Annotated in this window: 20 protein-coding genes; all 20 read right to left on the bottom strand. The window is 26.3% G+C overall.

Going from position 1 to position 15,279, the window contains the following annotated elements:
- Positions 1–14: 14 nt before the first annotated feature.
- The 20 genes from ACQPUY_RS07650 to ACQPUY_RS07555 all read right to left on the bottom strand — a co-directional run bounded on the left by ACQPUY_RS07650 (position 15) and on the right by ACQPUY_RS07555 (position 15,266).
- Positions 15–689, bottom strand: a complete 675-nt coding sequence (locus ACQPUY_RS07650; RefSeq protein ID WP_430840549.1) for an HD domain-containing protein — start codon at positions 687–689, stop codon at positions 15–17.
- A 250-nt stretch (positions 690–939) separates the two neighbouring features.
- Positions 940–1,401: a hypothetical protein gene (locus ACQPUY_RS07645; RefSeq protein ID WP_430840576.1), complete on the bottom strand. Its 462-nt coding sequence runs from the start codon at positions 1,399–1,401 to the stop codon at positions 940–942.
- A 128-nt stretch (positions 1,402–1,529) separates the two neighbouring features.
- Positions 1,530–2,132: a DJ-1/PfpI family protein gene (locus ACQPUY_RS07640; RefSeq protein WP_430840548.1), complete on the bottom strand. Its 603-nt coding sequence runs from the start codon at positions 2,130–2,132 to the stop codon at positions 1,530–1,532.
- Positions 2,133–2,391: 259 nt separating this feature from the next.
- The gene (locus ACQPUY_RS07635; protein ID WP_430840547.1) at positions 2,392–3,183 is read right to left on the bottom strand and encodes a CPBP family intramembrane glutamic endopeptidase; all 792 of its coding nucleotides are present in this window, start codon (positions 3,181–3,183) and stop codon (positions 2,392–2,394) included.
- Between the two features lie 16 nt (positions 3,184–3,199).
- A complete protein-coding gene (locus ACQPUY_RS07630) occupies positions 3,200–3,874 on the bottom strand; it encodes a Type 1 glutamine amidotransferase-like domain-containing protein (protein WP_430840546.1) in 675 nt (224 codons plus the stop codon).
- Between the two features lie 78 nt (positions 3,875–3,952).
- The gene (locus tag ACQPUY_RS07625) at positions 3,953–4,678 is read right to left on the bottom strand and encodes a 5'-methylthioadenosine/adenosylhomocysteine nucleosidase (protein ID WP_430840545.1); all 726 of its coding nucleotides are present in this window, start codon (positions 4,676–4,678) and stop codon (positions 3,953–3,955) included.
- A 209-nt stretch (positions 4,679–4,887) separates the two neighbouring features.
- A complete protein-coding gene (locus tag ACQPUY_RS07620; RefSeq protein ID WP_430840544.1) occupies positions 4,888–5,283 on the bottom strand; it encodes a GNAT family N-acetyltransferase in 396 nt (131 codons plus the stop codon).
- Between the two features lie 96 nt (positions 5,284–5,379).
- Complete coding sequence (locus ACQPUY_RS07615) at positions 5,380–5,940, bottom strand: GNAT family N-acetyltransferase (protein WP_430840543.1); 561 nt, start codon at positions 5,938–5,940, stop codon at positions 5,380–5,382.
- A 34-nt stretch (positions 5,941–5,974) separates the two neighbouring features.
- Complete coding sequence (locus tag ACQPUY_RS07610) at positions 5,975–6,517, bottom strand: class I SAM-dependent methyltransferase (RefSeq protein WP_430840542.1); 543 nt, start codon at positions 6,515–6,517, stop codon at positions 5,975–5,977.
- A 109-nt stretch (positions 6,518–6,626) separates the two neighbouring features.
- The gene (locus ACQPUY_RS07605) at positions 6,627–7,142 is read right to left on the bottom strand and encodes a 2'-5' RNA ligase family protein (RefSeq protein WP_430840541.1); all 516 of its coding nucleotides are present in this window, start codon (positions 7,140–7,142) and stop codon (positions 6,627–6,629) included.
- Between the two features lie 105 nt (positions 7,143–7,247).
- Positions 7,248–7,508 carry a hypothetical protein gene (locus tag ACQPUY_RS07600; RefSeq protein ID WP_430840540.1) on the bottom strand — a complete coding sequence of 87 codons (261 nt, stop codon included), beginning with the start codon at positions 7,506–7,508 and terminating at the stop codon, positions 7,248–7,250.
- Between the two features lie 190 nt (positions 7,509–7,698).
- Positions 7,699–8,217, bottom strand: coding sequence for a ClbS/DfsB family four-helix bundle protein (locus ACQPUY_RS07595; protein ID WP_430840539.1), 519 nt, complete (start codon positions 8,215–8,217; stop codon positions 7,699–7,701).
- 78 nt (positions 8,218–8,295) lie between these two features.
- Positions 8,296–8,838 (bottom strand): GNAT family N-acetyltransferase, encoded by a 543-nt coding sequence (locus tag ACQPUY_RS07590; RefSeq protein WP_430840538.1) that lies wholly within the window; start codon positions 8,836–8,838, stop codon positions 8,296–8,298.
- A gap of 48 nt (positions 8,839–8,886) precedes the next feature.
- Positions 8,887–9,837, bottom strand: coding sequence for a phosphotransferase (locus tag ACQPUY_RS07585; protein ID WP_430840537.1), 951 nt, complete (start codon positions 9,835–9,837; stop codon positions 8,887–8,889).
- Between the two features lie 32 nt (positions 9,838–9,869).
- Complete coding sequence (locus tag ACQPUY_RS07580) at positions 9,870–10,385, bottom strand: GNAT family N-acetyltransferase (RefSeq protein ID WP_430840536.1); 516 nt, start codon at positions 10,383–10,385, stop codon at positions 9,870–9,872.
- 104 nt (positions 10,386–10,489) lie between these two features.
- A complete protein-coding gene (locus ACQPUY_RS07575; RefSeq protein ID WP_430840535.1) occupies positions 10,490–11,095 on the bottom strand; it encodes a hypothetical protein in 606 nt (201 codons plus the stop codon).
- Between the two features lie 35 nt (positions 11,096–11,130).
- Positions 11,131–11,637 carry a GNAT family N-acetyltransferase gene (locus ACQPUY_RS07570; protein ID WP_430840534.1) on the bottom strand — a complete coding sequence of 169 codons (507 nt, stop codon included), beginning with the start codon at positions 11,635–11,637 and terminating at the stop codon, positions 11,131–11,133.
- Positions 11,638–11,989: 352 nt separating this feature from the next.
- Complete coding sequence (locus ACQPUY_RS07565) at positions 11,990–12,757, bottom strand: ABC transporter ATP-binding protein (protein WP_430840533.1); 768 nt, start codon at positions 12,755–12,757, stop codon at positions 11,990–11,992.
- A complete protein-coding gene (locus ACQPUY_RS07560; RefSeq protein WP_430840532.1) occupies positions 12,754–13,716 on the bottom strand; it encodes an ABC transporter ATP-binding protein in 963 nt (320 codons plus the stop codon). Before ACQPUY_RS07560 ends, ACQPUY_RS07565 begins: the two co-directional genes overlap by 4 nt.
- 8 nt (positions 13,717–13,724) lie before the next feature.
- Positions 13,725–15,266 carry an ABC transporter substrate-binding protein gene (locus tag ACQPUY_RS07555; protein ID WP_430840531.1) on the bottom strand — a complete coding sequence of 514 codons (1,542 nt, stop codon included), beginning with the start codon at positions 15,264–15,266 and terminating at the stop codon, positions 13,725–13,727.
- Positions 15,267–15,279: the final 13 nt, after the last annotated feature.

Genomic DNA, 15,279 nt, shown 5'->3' with positions numbered 1-15,279 from the left:
CAGCATTTAAACTTCTATCTTTCCAACATCTCTCTAAATAATTCCCATTCACTATTGTTAAATAGTACTTTGGCATTTAATTTCATTTTTTTCGAAAAAGTTATTATCGCATTAAAAACCTTTGTTATGAAATAAAATTCCTCTAATTCATTTTTATTAATTTTATCATCACAAATGAATTTAATTTCAAAATCATTATTATTAATATCAACTAAAATATCTTTAATATATTGTAACTCCTTCATTCCCTTTACATGATATCCTTCTTTTGCTACCCTAGTGTATTTTATATCCAATTTATCACTTAAAATTAGAGTTAATGCAATGATATTATCACTATCAAATCCATCACTATGAATCTTTATTGCCTCTAAAACTAACTCCTTATTTTCTAATATAATATTATTACCTTCAAAGTACTGTTTTGCAAAATTATAGCTTCTTATGGCATGATTCTTTTTTCCTTCTATTGCACCAGTATCATGTAAAATAGCTGCTATTTTTGCTTCCTCTATAAAATTATCATCATAATCTAATTTCTTTAATAAAGATTCAACTAAATGAGCAACATTTTTAACATGTTCTAAGTTATGATGAGCCCATCCTTTATCTAAATCTTCAAATTCAGATATTTTATTATAAACTTCAATTATTGTTTTATCATTTTCTATTTTTTCAAATCTGTTCACTTTCTTCACCTATTTAAACTAATATATTATTCTTTTATACCCTAGTATAGTAATGAACTAACTCACTTTTATATTAATTATAATGAATCTACTACAATATTATCATTTAATATTAGTTTTCCATCACTATTATATATGGCACATTATTGCTATTTCTCATTAATAAAAATATTTAATATTTTATTAGCTACCTTCTTCATATTATATACATATTTTAACAAAATTAAAAGGAAACCTAAAAAGGTTTCCTTTATAGTTTAATCTTTAAAATCTCTTCTTTACTAAGTTTTGAATATTTAATTATTTTTTCAATTGGCTCATTATCTTTAAGCATTTCTTTTGCTATCTCAAATCTTTCCTCTATTTTTCCTTCTTCTCTTCCTTCTTCTCTTCCTTCTTCAATCTTCTCTCTATCACGTTCTAAAAGTGTCATAAATTCCACCTCCACATTCTGACTATTCTTAACTTTAAGTACTTTTTTATGTACATTTTTAACAAGAGTCCCTTTAGATTCTTCTGCTGTTTTATCATTTGACTGTTCTACATATCTTAAGAATTCAATAAGTTCATCACTTATATCCTTCATTACACCCCTTGTATTTAATATTATCTTATTAGTATCATCTTTTAATTTTATATTATTATCTTCTTTACATACTGTTTCAAATGTATATTTATGTCTTCCTTTTTCAAATAAATCAAAAGTACATATAAAAATAATATAACTTTTTGCAAGTTTATTGTAATCTTCTCCCTTGCTTATTAAATCTAAATCAATATTCCCCTCCTATTAATCTATCTGATTACTTACCATATATTAATAGCTTATATTTTTTCTTATTAATTAATAACTTCATGTGGCATATGAAATATAAGTTCTTCTTCACTATATTCACGAGCCACTGGTGCAAAAATATTTTCATCACAGTCTATACCAACTTTTCTAGCCACCATAACTGCAAACTCACGAAATGCAAATCCTATTGCAGTAATTAAATTTTTATCTTCACATACTGGCTTTCTAATAATATTTTCTCTTGGTATAAAAGAATATTTATCTATATCTTCTTCAAATAATCCACAACAAAATTTATGATTTTTTAATAAACCTGCTTTTCCAAGTAAAATTGGTGAGCTTGATATACTAGCAATAACTATTTTTTTATCATCAGAAAACTGTTTCAAAAACTCAATATTTTTATCATCATTTAATGCCTCTCTAAAGTCCCATATCCCAGGAGTAATTATACAATCATATTCATCACGATTAAAATCTGAAAATGTCTTATGTGGTAATATTTTAAATCCATCTTCGCTATTAACTGGACTCAAAGAGGATGCAAATACCGTAATTTCTTTATCATACCACTTAAATATTTCTGTAAGACAACTTATTTCTTGCATACAGAATTGTGGAAATATCATAATAGCCGCTTTTTTCATATACCTATCCCCTAACCTAATATAAATTATCTGTAAATTCATTATTTTACAGATTTAACAACAACAACCCCAAACCATTCTCCCTCAAAAGGAATTAAATCAGAATCAGACTTTTCTCCTATTGATTCTCCAATAGTTATTACATCTGTACTATTAAAATTTGCTTCAATATGAGCTCTTTTTATTTCTGATTACATTTTGGACATTTTAATAATTTAAGAACTTCTTTATACATAATTTTTCAACTCCTTTTAATTTTCTATACCCAGTTAATTAGTAAATGCAATATTATACCTGGAGTAAGTGATTTAGAATTTAAATATACTTTTCCTAAAATATATCCAATTAATATGTGCCAACAGATCCCTAGAGGAGAAGAAACTAGATATAGGTGTGGTATTCCAAAAAGTATTGATTGTATAATATTTACTTTCGTATCACTTAATTGAAATGATTTTAAGGCCGAAATTAAAAATCCCCTAAAAATAATCTCTTCAAAACCTGCATTAAAGATTAACGCCATAACTATATTAAAAATATAATCAAATAAAGATGAAAAATTCCTATACATAAATAATGAAGTTCCATACTTGTACAATTCAGGCATCAATAAAGCAAAAAAAATCACAATAATAATAGCTAACCACTTAAATGAAAGTTTCCAGTTGAAATCTCTGAGCTTAATTTTCCAAAAATAACATGAGAAAATGGGTAATATAATAATAATAATTCTTACAAAAGTTAATGTGAAAATACTTCCTATAAAGGGTAATAAATAAATAAATATTTTGTTTGGGTATAATGTTATAATGTAAGCTAAAATAAAAGTAAATATAGATTTTCTATTTCCAAAAATACTCTCATCATCTTTATCACAAAACTTTAGAATATTTAATAATATAACTACACTAATTCCGGTTACAGATGAATATTTTATATAAAATTTCTCATAGTAGATAACTATCCCCATACATAATATTATTATAAAAATCCACTCTAAAATTAATTCTTTAGTTTGAACCTTGCTTTTGATATCACTTAGTATGTTCATAATCCCCCCAATAAACTTATATTTTTAAATTATTAAAAGCAATAACATCTCCAATTATTAAAAAATAATTACCATCAATAATTATTCCTCCATTATCTTTTATTGCATAAACTGTATCATCTTTTTCTTTTAAAATTCTTTTTATACAATCATTTTGTATTTCAGTACCTTCATAATGAACTTCAATATATAAATCTTTATCTATCATCCCAAGACCATTCAAATGTAAAAATTCCGAATAATCTTTATCTGGTGATATATAATAATTTTTAAGTTGCATTAATGCTCCAGCACTTGCACCAATAATTATTTTGCTATCATCTATATAATTTAGTAACTTTTTCTCCATAACTCGGTTAACAGCCCTATCAGGTAGCCCCCCTGTTAAGAATACAATTTTACTATTTTCTATAATCTTTTTTATTTCTTCATTAGAATCCTCAAAGTAATTAATCCATTTAATATTATTTTCCTTAATACCAAAATCCATAAATGGAGTTACTATTTCTCTGTAATACTTCCCGTAGTCACTATTGTATGCATTCTGCCATTCTATATTGTTACTTATAAATTTTTCATTAAATGCAAATGGAATAATAACTACTTTATCATCACTATTTATATATCTTTTGAGTTCATTTTTAGCCCAATCTTCATTAAAGCTATATTTACTTAATAATATATTTACCATAGATACCTCCATAAAAATTCTCACTTCTACACAATTATAATAATGAACTACCGCACATTTATATTAATTAAAGTAATATTACTTTTCTTTAATAGCCATTAATAATTTCTCCAAAATTTTAATAGAATTATATGATGCTGATACACAATTAACTTCAAATGTTTCTACACCAAATTCCTCTTCTGTATCACTTATAGATCTTATAGCAATAAACGGAATCTCATTTACATAACATACATGAGCAACACTTGCTGTTTCCATATCTACACATAAAGGACTATACTTCTCAATTATTTCTTTTCTTCCATTTTCACTTATAAAGGCTTCACCAGTTACTATTTTTCCGAAATACACTTTTTGAGAAAATATATTTTCTTCTACTACTTGTCTACTTAATTCAATAAGGTTACTATCACATTTGAAGTATATACTTTCCATCCACGGGTGATATTCTGTTAATATTCCATCTGCAACATCATGATATGATACTTCTGTTGAAATAACTGTATCACCAATTCTTAATGTATTATCAATTGCCCCTGCTACTCCAGTTACGATAATATGAGTTACATTAAATTTATCTATTAATATCTGAGTTGCAATTGCAGCATTAACTTTACAAACTCCACAATATAATGCTACAACATCTATATTATTAAATTTTCCAATATAGAATTTTAACATTGCAATAGAATATATCTTTTTATTTTGTATTTGCTCAATAAAAGGCATAATTTCATCTTCAGATGGTCCTATAATTCCAAATTTCATAATATCACCACTTATATATATTTTTTTCTTCATTTCTAAGTCAATGAATACTTAACAAATTCATATTTATCTATATTTTAAATAATAATTATTCATTTTATTATACCATATAATTAAATTACTGTTATATTTTCACTTGTAGTTCAATAGAGATTATTTTTAACAAATCATAGTACATATTTAATAAAAAATAAAAGGAAACCAATTTTTAGGTCTCCTTTATAGTTTAATATTAAAAATCTCTATTCACTTTTATATGTTTCAATTTGACCGCATAGCATTGTATAAAAACCAAACTTTTCATAAAAGCTTCTTAGTTCTTCTCCTCCATAAATTACAGAAATCATATAAATTTCTTTCTTTTTTATATAGCTAATAGTTTTGTTCATTAGTTCTGTTCCTATACCTTTATTTTGATAGTCAGGTCTAACCATTAGATCTTGTATATATGCATCTAACACACCATTACTTACCACTGATACATATCCAATTAACTTCAAGTTTTCATAACAAGCAATTGTAATAAAATCTTGTAATTTTGGATTTTTCAATTCATTCTCCATTCTATTCCAACCAACTGATTGACGTAAATCTGATAAAGAACAAACATCTACTTTCTCATTTATAATATAATACATCTTATACCCCTACTATATTTTCACTTACAATATTATTTATAAATTTACTTCATGAATACCTTCTCCATAGAATATCTACAAAAAAACATAATATACTTAAATAGTATTCAGCCACTCACTTCTTAAAATTGAGTAAACTGCTAAACTGCTAAATCTATCATTTCTAAATTGGACCTCTCTCAATGTCCCCTCATAGATCATTTTGCACTTTTTCATTACTTCTCCAGAGGCTATATTATCTATATTGTGTTTTGCACAAATTCTATTTATTCCAACTCCTTTAAACAGAAAATTTATTACATTTTGAAATGCCTCAGTTGTAATGCCTCTATTCCAATATTTGCTTCCAATAGAATAACCTATTTCACAAGATTTATTAACATTATCTAATTTAACAAGTGATATACTTCCAATTACTTCATTAATCTCTTTTAACTCAATTACCCAGTTATAAACACTACTGTCTTTATAATCTGATATCCATAAATTAATAATATCTTCTGAATCCTTAATGTCTTTATGTGTTTGCCAAGATAAATATTTAGTTACCTTAGAGTCGCTTCCCCAATTTTTAAACATATTTTCAGAGTCAGTTATTTCAAATTTCCTTAAAATTAATCTATTTGTTTCAATAAGTTTTGTTCCTATATGATTCATACTATTCCCCCAATATTTTTAACAATATAATCATCTATTCCTTATAAGCATCGATAATAATTGATACCATGCCTAATTTACCATCATTATTTCTAGTATCAAATCTTAGTGACCTCCCAATTATACCTTCTTCGGTATTCCAATAATTAAAATGAAATCTTCCATTTTCGTCACAATATTCAAGTAAATCTACTTTAAAACCTGCTTTTTCAAAAACTTCTATTAAGGTTTTATAGTCGTAGAAAACTTTATGAGTATATGCTGGATGATCTATACTCCCTGGTCCCCCTGGTTTGCACATATTATAGTACCATTCATTTTTATAATTAACATCTGGAACAGCTACTCTAATATATCCACCAGGTTTTAAAAATTTATATAAATTTTTTCCTGCTTCTATTCCTTCTTCATAATTTAAATGCTCAAATACATGTTCAGCTAAAAATGCATCAACAGATTCTTCTTTTTCAAATAACTTATAATAATCATTAATATTTAATAGATTTAATTCATTTTCTTGCGTTGCAATCCATCCTTCATAAGAAGTATTCCCTGCCCCAATAATAACTCTCTTCATCTAACTGATCTCCCCCTTCAAAGCTTATTTATATACTTAATATTACATTGCATAATAACTAAAAATTTTCTTTACAAACTATGAATAATTCTCATATATTTGAAATTTGTTAATTAAGTTCGTACTCTATTACAATAATTGATTCTTCATGTTCACTAATCATTTCAACAGATATCTTTCTAACAATAGTACTAAATTTATCATTACATCTATTTACATCATCAAAAGCTTTATTAAGCAACTCAATGGAAGATAATTTTCCAACTGTCATATGTGGAATATAATCATATCCTAAATCAAATTCCCTCAGTTTATCTTTATATAAAGTATCATGAATTTCCTTAATTATATTCATGCCTTGTACTACATTTAAAAATAAGTAATTTCCATATCTATCTTTCTGTTTACTGAAGCCTTCTAACTCAATTTTAAAAGGGTGTATATCACTTAAGCACTCTTTTATATATAAATTAAGTTCTTCATTACTCAAATCACTCTCAAAAGGAAACACTAAAGTAATATGTGGCGATACTAAATCTACTAAAGGATCATATTTCCTACGTATATCATTTATAATATTTATATTTTCAAACTCTGGAAAAATCATAATAGTTCTTCTATTCATTATTCTCCTCTTCTATAATAGCCTTCTTTATTATTTAGATATGTTTATATAACTTTTAATATTTTTTCGTAAATATACTCTTCTATTATATGTTTATTTTCTTGATTAATCTAAATTATAATTACAATATGAACATTGCTTTATATTATCAGTAGATTTTCCTTTAGGTAATTTTGATTTACATTTAGGACATCTCCAAATAATATTTTCTAAAATTTTAAAACAACCATATATTATAAGTCCAACTATCCCCTTATCTATATTTTTAGTTACACCCCATATAATTGTTGAAATTAAGAATATACTTTCAATAAAAGATATTATAGATATCAATTTCACTCTTGTTTTAAAGTTAATATTGTTCATGATTATTTAAATTAAATCCCCTCTTCTAAACTAATAATTTTTTCATTATATTTTGCAAAGTTTTCTTCTTTATTATCCTGAATACTACCTTCACCAAACCAATATCTATCTTTATGTTTTGAAATAACAATTTCTTTAATGCTTGGTTATATAATTATATTGTGAAAAAGCTTTATCTAAATAAGAAATTTTATAATTCTAATTTCTTCCATTTTCTTATCTTAGTTCTAAAAGTCCCAAAGGGTGCAACTGTATTTACATGAATAAATTTATATACTTCCCATACAGCTGTTTTGGTAGCTTCATCAGCCCACTTTCTTTTATGAGGTTTAAATAATTCCTCCTCAGTCATGCTGTCTATCATTTTATAAATATCATCAATATTTTCATCTAGCATATTTTTTAATTCCCTTAAAGATAAGTGAGCATATGTATCTGTAAACCATTGATACAATTCGCCTAACTGGTTCCATTTAAACTTTTCAGTTGGCGTTTTTACTTCTAATCCTGCTCTTTCATCATTTTCCCACTTTAAAACTAAAGTCGTCCACCCCACTTGATAGGCAAGATTTTCAGCAGGAGTTCTGTCAACTTCTTCACATCGTTTATCCTTAAACTCTTCCGGAATACTATCAAATTCTAAAATATATTTTTCATACGTTTTCTTAATTTCATTTTTTAATTCTTCTTTATTTTCGTATACTCTCACTTAATATCTCCTTTTCAAATTCTAATTATAGTTTATTTGTACCATAATTTCTTATATAATAGATTTCTCATTAGTTACTTAGTTATTCTCATATTCAGATCTCAGAATATTGTAATATAATGCATTAACATCAATATTATCTAATCGTTCTAGACTTTCTTTTCTTGTAAACTTATATTTAAAACCACATTTTTCATTAACTCTTTTAGAGTTATTATTAAAATCATAATGCCCACACCATATTAAATCTAAGTTCATTTTTTCAAATCCATACTTAACCAATGCTCTTACTGCTTCTGGAACATATCCATTTCCCCAATACTTTGGATTTAAAACATATCCAATTTCTCTTTGTTCTAAATACTCTAAAGAAACATCTGGTTTTCTATTATGTAATCCTATCCCGCCAATTACTTTATTTTTTTCCTTTAAAACTATTGCATATGAATCATCATTACTTATGAACATATTTATTATTTCTTTACTTTCCTCTTCTGATTTATGTGGTTTCCATCCAGCATTTGGACCAACTAATTCACTTTGAGCATATTCATATAAATCACTACTATCACTTATACTCCAAGGCCTTAAAATTAATCTATCAGTAAATATTGTCTCCATTTTCCTGCCCCCTTTTAATTCTTCATATAATTTCTTCCTTATTATTTACTAAACATTCAACTGCTCTTTTCCCTTCAAAATAATATCTGATAAAATATGTGCATTTTTATAGTAGTAATTAAAGACTTCATCTCTATCTATAGTACTATCATTCAATTCACTTTCTATAAATTCAATACATTCATTTAGACATGAAAGTATTACATCCCATATAAACTGTTTATAATCAGGTTTGTATAACAACTTATTATATAATTCCCTCAAGAAAATCTTTCTATATTCATCTGTCATATAAAAAGGAAATGGAAAAAAGTCTTCTGAACCATGCGCTATCAAGCGTGAAATATCTAATGAATAGGGCATAACACCTGAAAACCCCCAATCTATTAAAGTAATTCCACTATCATTTTTTATTGCATTGCACTGAAGAAAGTCTCCATTACATAAAGTACGTGGACATGTTAATTGTCTCTCTAAAAAAACACTATATGCAAAATATAATTTTGATTCATTTTTAAGACAATTTGCCCTTTTATTTATTCTTCTCAAATATCTATCAAAACGGTTATCCAACTTATTTTCTTCAAAATGATTTTCTTGCCAATACATATTAAAAATATGTGAAAGACTATCAGCACATTCATAAGACATATTTTTATTAAATCTTCTTAAATCCATTCCAGGGATATATTCAATTAAAATCCAACTTGTTTTATTAATGCAAGTCCCTCCCTCAAATTTAGGAACAGGTAGATTCTTACCATCAAGAAAATTCTCATAAACCCCTATCTCATTTTCATCTGTCTTCTTTAAAATATATTCTAACTTACCTATTTTAACTTTATAAACATTATAGGTTCTATCAACACCTTCTCCATTATCATGGAATCTCTCTATATCTAAATCTCCCTTAAGTTGTGGTTTTATTTCATTAATAACTTCTTTCAATTTATTAATATGATTAATATTCTTAATTTTTTCTATATACAACCCTTTCAATTAATATCACCTCTCTTAATAAAAATCTTGAATTAATCTATATGTAGCTTATAAACATGTGATTCATAAATAATATTTATCTTAGGTTGCTTAAAGCTACTTTTATGATCTATATGCATTCCGCATTTTTCTAAAACTCTCCCAGATGCAGCATTTTCTATAGCACAATCTGAAATAAAATCCTTAATTCCTAAACTATATCCAAATTTAATTACTGATTTTACAATTTCAGTAGCGTAACCTTTTCCCCAGAATCCTTGTTTAATTGAATATCCAAATCCCCATTCATCTTTTCTATTTGTAGGACCAAAACAACAAGTTCCAATAACTTCACCAGTATCTTTTAATGTTGCAACTGTTAAGAACCCAGTACCACTATCTTTTTCTCTTTTTTTACATATAGCTATAACCTCTTCTATTGATTCAACAGGATCTCCCATATATTTTTCATTTTCAGAATTACTCCATATTTCCCAAATATCTTTAGAATCATCTTTTGTTACATTACGAAGAATTAATCTTTCACTAACAATATTATCTGACAACATATTAACTTCTCCCCTTTTAAAGCCTTATTTAATATAGAATAGAATTATCTTTATATAAATTTCTTTCTATCTCTAGATAGTTTTTATATTTATTAGTTCAAGTTCTAAAAAAAGTCATTACAAAACTTATTCCACTTTTTTTTATATTCATCATGGGTTAATATTGTTAAATCATATGGAGTTAAAACATTTCTTCTTTTTGCTTCTAAAACAAAATCTGCAATATAATCTTCTGCTTGAGTATAAAATCCATATACTTGTTTATAATCTCTTTTAGTAGCTAAATATAATCTTGTATGACCATCTAATGAAACTAATTCATCATTAATTTTAGTTAATGGAATAAAAATATTATCTCCACTTTTAATAAATGATGATACTGATTCAACTTTACTTTCATCTACATAAAACTGTGATGGTTGAATATCTTTAATACTTACCTTAAAGATATCAATATCGGGAAATGATTTTATAAGTTTATTATTTATATCATAGAATTTAGTTATATGCTCAGCATAAAATCTAAATTCATCAATTACTTCCTCAATGTTTATTTCCTTATCAAACTCGACCATTGCTGTATTCTTACTAGTAATTTTAAATGAACATTTATATTTATCATCTATAAGGAATGCTCCATGCTCTAATAATACTTCTCTTGGAAATCTTATATCGTCATATTCATTTATTCTTTGTATTTTGTGAGACATAGCATCACTTCCTTTTATTTTTTTCTTTACTCCTATTATCCAATTATTTTAGCCATATAGTATTCGTCTATATATTCTCCATCAATATACAGTGATTTTCTTTTTATGCCTTCTATTTCAAAGCCATTTTTCTTATATAAATTTAAAGCTATTTTATTATTACAAATTACTGTTAACTCAAGTCTTACAATTTTTTTCTCCACTGCCCACTCATTTAACTTTTTGAAAAATTCTGTCCCAATTCCTCTATTACGATACTTTTCTCTTATACCAACAACTATATATGCACTGTGATTTTCTCTTCTTACCCTACCAACCTGTGCTGTAATATATCCAACTATTTCATTTCCGTCTAATGCTAAAAAGCATAAGTCATTACCATCAACAGCACTATCAATAGCACCTTGAAGTCTATCTAAATTTTTACCTCTTTCGCCTGGCTCATATAACATAAACTTTGTTTCATAATCTAATTGATTCATCATATTCCATAAAGATTCTGTATCTGATCTTTCAATATTTCTAAATATAATATTTTCCATAAACTACCACCTCATTATATAAATAACTCATTTGTTTTTTTTAGTTATCGTAAGTAATAATATGTTCTATTTCATTCTTAAGATTATCTAATTTATCCTTCTCACAATTTTCCATTTTTAATCTTAAGTATATCAAAGTCTCTTTCCATTTACAATATATGGTTTGAATTCTTTCTAAATTTGATTAAAGAATTTTTAATTTTCTCATTAAGAAGATATTCTAATCATTTTTTTAATGTACATCTATCAAATTTACCAAGAAATAATAATCTCTTAGCGTATCTTTAATCATAAAAAATAAAAAACTCCAACAAATTGAATCGTTGAAGTTTTCCATGTCATACTATATTCTCTATTTTAATAATATTGATTTTAATAACAATTTTGTATATTCACATTTAGGTTTATTAATAACATTATATACAGAACCTTCTTCTACTATATTTCCATCCTTTAAAACAATTACTCTATCACAAAAACTACTTACTAAAGCTAAATCATGAGTTATGAATATATAAGAAATATTAAATTCCTCTTTCATCTTTATTAAAAGCTCTAAAACCTGAGCCTGAACAGATGCATCTAAAGCACTTGTTACTTCATCACAAATTAGTACTTTAGGATGTGATGATAAAGCTCTTGCTATAGCTACCCTTTGACACTGTCCTCCACTTATCTCATGTGGGTATCTATCTTTAAATTCTATTGGCAGTCCTACTAGCTCTAATAATTTATCTACCTTTTCTTCCTTATCCTCTTTAGTTAATGAACATAAACTACAAACATATTCCTTAATGGATTCACCAATAGTCATTTTAGGGTTAAGTGATCCTATTGCATCTTGAAAAACCATTTGCATTTCTTTATAAACCAAATTTAACTTTTTCCCCTTTATATTGCTAATATTTTTACCATTAAAAATAACTTCTCCTGAATCTACTTTCTCTAAATTCATAATAATTCTTGCTAATGTACTTTTACCACAACCACTTTCTCCAACAATTCCTAAGCATTCACCTTTCCTAAGTTCAAAACTTATGTCATTTGCTGCTATATGATAATGGTTCTTTTTCTTATATTTCTTTTTTATATTTTTACATTGCAAGATTATTTCATTCATTTTTTCAGCTCCATTTCCTCTATGTAACTACATGCTATCCATCTATTATTACCAATATCTTTTAACTTTTGCGTTTTATATCTACAATTACTATTGGCTTTATTACAACGTGGTGCAAAGCTACATCCTTTTTCCTTTTCATTAAAATTTGGTTGGCTTCCCTTAATACCTATTGGTAATTTTCCATCTAACTTAGGAATTGCATTAATCAAAGCTTGTGTATAGGGATGCTTTGGATCTTTCAAAATACTTTCTTTATCTCCATATTCTACAATTCCACCTGAATACATAACTGCAACTTTATCTACCATATGAGATATTACTCCCATACTATGAGTTACAATTATTATACTTGTATTAAAATTATCTCTTAAATTCATCATTTCCTTTACTACCTGTGCTTGTACTGTAACATCTAAAGCACTTGTTGGTTCATCTGTAACTAAAAGCTCTGGTTCCATTATCATTGCTAAAGCAATTGCAACTCTTTGGTTCATACCACCACTTAATTCAAAAGGATAACTATTTAGAATACATTTTACATCATTTAAATTTACTTTTTCTAACATTAATTCTGCACGTTTTAAAGCTTCCTTTTTACTTATCTTAATATGACTTTTTAATACTTCTACAAATTGCTTTCCAATCTTTTTTATGGGATTTAATGTTGAACCTGGATTTTGAAAAACTATTCCTATTTTATTTCCCTTTACTTTTCTCAATTCCTTTGAAGTCATATCCAAAAGGCTTTTCTCCTTAAAAAATATATCTCCCTCTACTATTTCTTCATCATTTTCCATATCTCTGATTAAACTTCTAATTAAAGTGCTTTTTCCAGACCCACTTTCCCCTACAATCCCTAATATTTCACCTGCTTTTATATCAAATGAAATATCTTTTATTATTTCTGTTCCTTTATTATTTATATGTAGATTTTTAATTTTTAATATACTACTCATTATTTCACCTATATAATATCTGTATTTGCATTAAATTGATAGTAATCTGTAGGATGTGGGTTTATACCAGTAACATTATTTTTCATTACAAAGCTCATCTTCATATGTGCAATAAAATTATATGCATTATCATTTATTGCTATATTTTGAATTTCTATTGCAAGCTTATCACGCTCTTCTTTATCAAATTCAATCTTTAATTTATCAATTAAGTAATCAACCTCTGAATTGCTATAATCTCCATAATTAGATGCCCCATTAGTTCTTATTGTATTATTTAAATATGCTAAAGCATCTCCAGTTGCAGTTGTTATATTGGAATATAAAGCTAAATCAAATCTTCCCGAATCTAATATATCTGTAATATTATCACTTATTTCTATATTAACCTCTATTCCTATATTCTTTAAATCATTTTGAATTGCTTGAGCAATACTTGGAAGTTCAGCTCTTGCTGAATATGTTACTAAATTTAAAGATAAGTTTTCTCCATCCTTATCTAATATTCCATCATTATTTGTATCACTATAACCTTCATTTCTTAGTATTTCTATTGCTTCCTCTTTATTAAATATTATATCTGAACTTTCTAAACTATAGTTAGTGTTACTAGGAAATATTCCTAAGCTTTCAGATGCTTGCCCTTTTAATATTGACTTACAATAAAGCTCTTTATCTATAAGCATATTAATAGCTTTTCTTACGTTAGAATTTACTAAGTGTTTGTTATTTTGATTAAAGTACATAGCTATAACTCTTGATGTATCTATGCTACTTACCTTATAGTTGCTATCACTTTCAAATAAATTAACCATATAATATGATAATCCTTGGGCTACATCTATCTCACCTGATTGCAATGCCATAGCTAAAGTATCAGCATCAGCTATTGGAATAACCTTAATACTATCTAGTTTAACTTCCCCATCCCAATAATTATCATTTTTCTTAAAATAACTTGAGCCACTGTGATTAAACTCTTCTACCATAAAGGGTCCTGTACCTATTGGATTTGTATCTATATCTTCATTTGAATATACATCAATTATAGATACAAATGGATCACACAAATCATTTATTAAAGTAGGATTTTCTTCAGTTGTAGTTATTATTATATTATTTTCTTCCGTACTTATATTTTCAATTTTTAATGTTGCTTTTGCTCTAGAATTTAATTCTAATGTTCTTTCTATTGAAGCTTTTACAGCTTCTGAATTTAACTCCTTACCATTTTGAAAAGTTATATTATCCTTAATCTCTATTTTCCATGTTTTATTATCAATTTTCTCATAATTCTCTGCAAGCCATGGTATAACTTCCATATTCTCATCTAATTTAAATAAAGTTTCAGCAACACCATATCTTACAAGAAACCAACCACAATATCCATTGGCAGGATCCAATACCTTTGTACTTAATGTTGTTCCAAATACCAATTGTTCTTTACTATCCCATTGTACTTCTTCACTTAAACTACTACATCCAATTAATTGTGTTGCAAGTAAAAGTATATATATTAAAACTATCTTTATCTTCTTAATTCTTTCCACCTACTTATAATAT

Source organism: Clostridium nigeriense, from assembly GCF_050585245.1.
Lineage (GTDB): Bacteria > Bacillota > Clostridia > Clostridiales > Clostridiaceae > Clostridium > Clostridium nigeriense_A.
The sequence above is the reverse complement of the archived record's forward strand: the minus strand, read 5'-3'. Positions and strand labels throughout refer to the sequence as shown.

Excerpts from the sequence above, each read along its gene's own strand:
- ACQPUY_RS07620 (WP_430840544.1), bottom strand. The coding sequence starts at position 5,283 with ATGTATTATATTATAAATGAGAAAGTAGATGTTTGTTCTTTATCAGAT.
- ACQPUY_RS07580 (WP_430840536.1), bottom strand. The coding sequence starts at position 10,385 with ATGTTGTCAGATAATATTGTTAGTGAAAGATTAATTCTTCGTAATGTA.
- ACQPUY_RS07565 (WP_430840533.1), bottom strand. The coding sequence starts at position 12,757 with ATGAATGAAATAATCTTGCAATGTAAAAATATAAAAAAGAAATATAAG.
- ACQPUY_RS07610 (WP_430840542.1), bottom strand. The coding sequence starts at position 6,517 with ATGAAGAGAGTTATTATTGGGGCAGGGAATACTTCTTATGAAGGATGG.
- ACQPUY_RS07605 (WP_430840541.1), bottom strand. The coding sequence starts at position 7,142 with ATGAATAGAAGAACTATTATGATTTTTCCAGAGTTTGAAAATATAAAT.
- ACQPUY_RS07625 (WP_430840545.1), bottom strand. The coding sequence starts at position 4,678 with ATGAAGAAAAAAATATATATAAGTGGTGATATTATGAAATTTGGAATT.
- ACQPUY_RS07590 (WP_430840538.1), bottom strand. The coding sequence starts at position 8,838 with ATGGAGACAATATTTACTGATAGATTAATTTTAAGGCCTTGGAGTATA.
- ACQPUY_RS07600 (WP_430840540.1), bottom strand. The coding sequence starts at position 7,508 with ATGAACAATATTAACTTTAAAACAAGAGTGAAATTGATATCTATAATA.
- ACQPUY_RS07630 (WP_430840546.1), bottom strand. The coding sequence starts at position 3,874 with ATGGTAAATATATTATTAAGTAAATATAGCTTTAATGAAGATTGGGCT.
- ACQPUY_RS07570 (WP_430840534.1), bottom strand. The coding sequence starts at position 11,637 with ATGGAAAATATTATATTTAGAAATATTGAAAGATCAGATACAGAATCT.
- ACQPUY_RS07560 (WP_430840532.1), bottom strand. The coding sequence starts at position 13,716 with ATGAGTAGTATATTAAAAATTAAAAATCTACATATAAATAATAAAGGA.
- ACQPUY_RS07575 (WP_430840535.1), bottom strand. The coding sequence starts at position 11,095 with ATGTCTCACAAAATACAAAGAATAAATGAATATGACGATATAAGATTT.
- ACQPUY_RS07615 (WP_430840543.1), bottom strand. The coding sequence starts at position 5,940 with ATGAATCATATAGGAACAAAACTTATTGAAACAAATAGATTAATTTTA.
- ACQPUY_RS07635 (WP_430840547.1), bottom strand. The coding sequence starts at position 3,183 with ATGAACATACTAAGTGATATCAAAAGCAAGGTTCAAACTAAAGAATTA.
- ACQPUY_RS07640 (WP_430840548.1), bottom strand. The coding sequence starts at position 2,132 with ATGAAAAAAGCGGCTATTATGATATTTCCACAATTCTGTATGCAAGAA.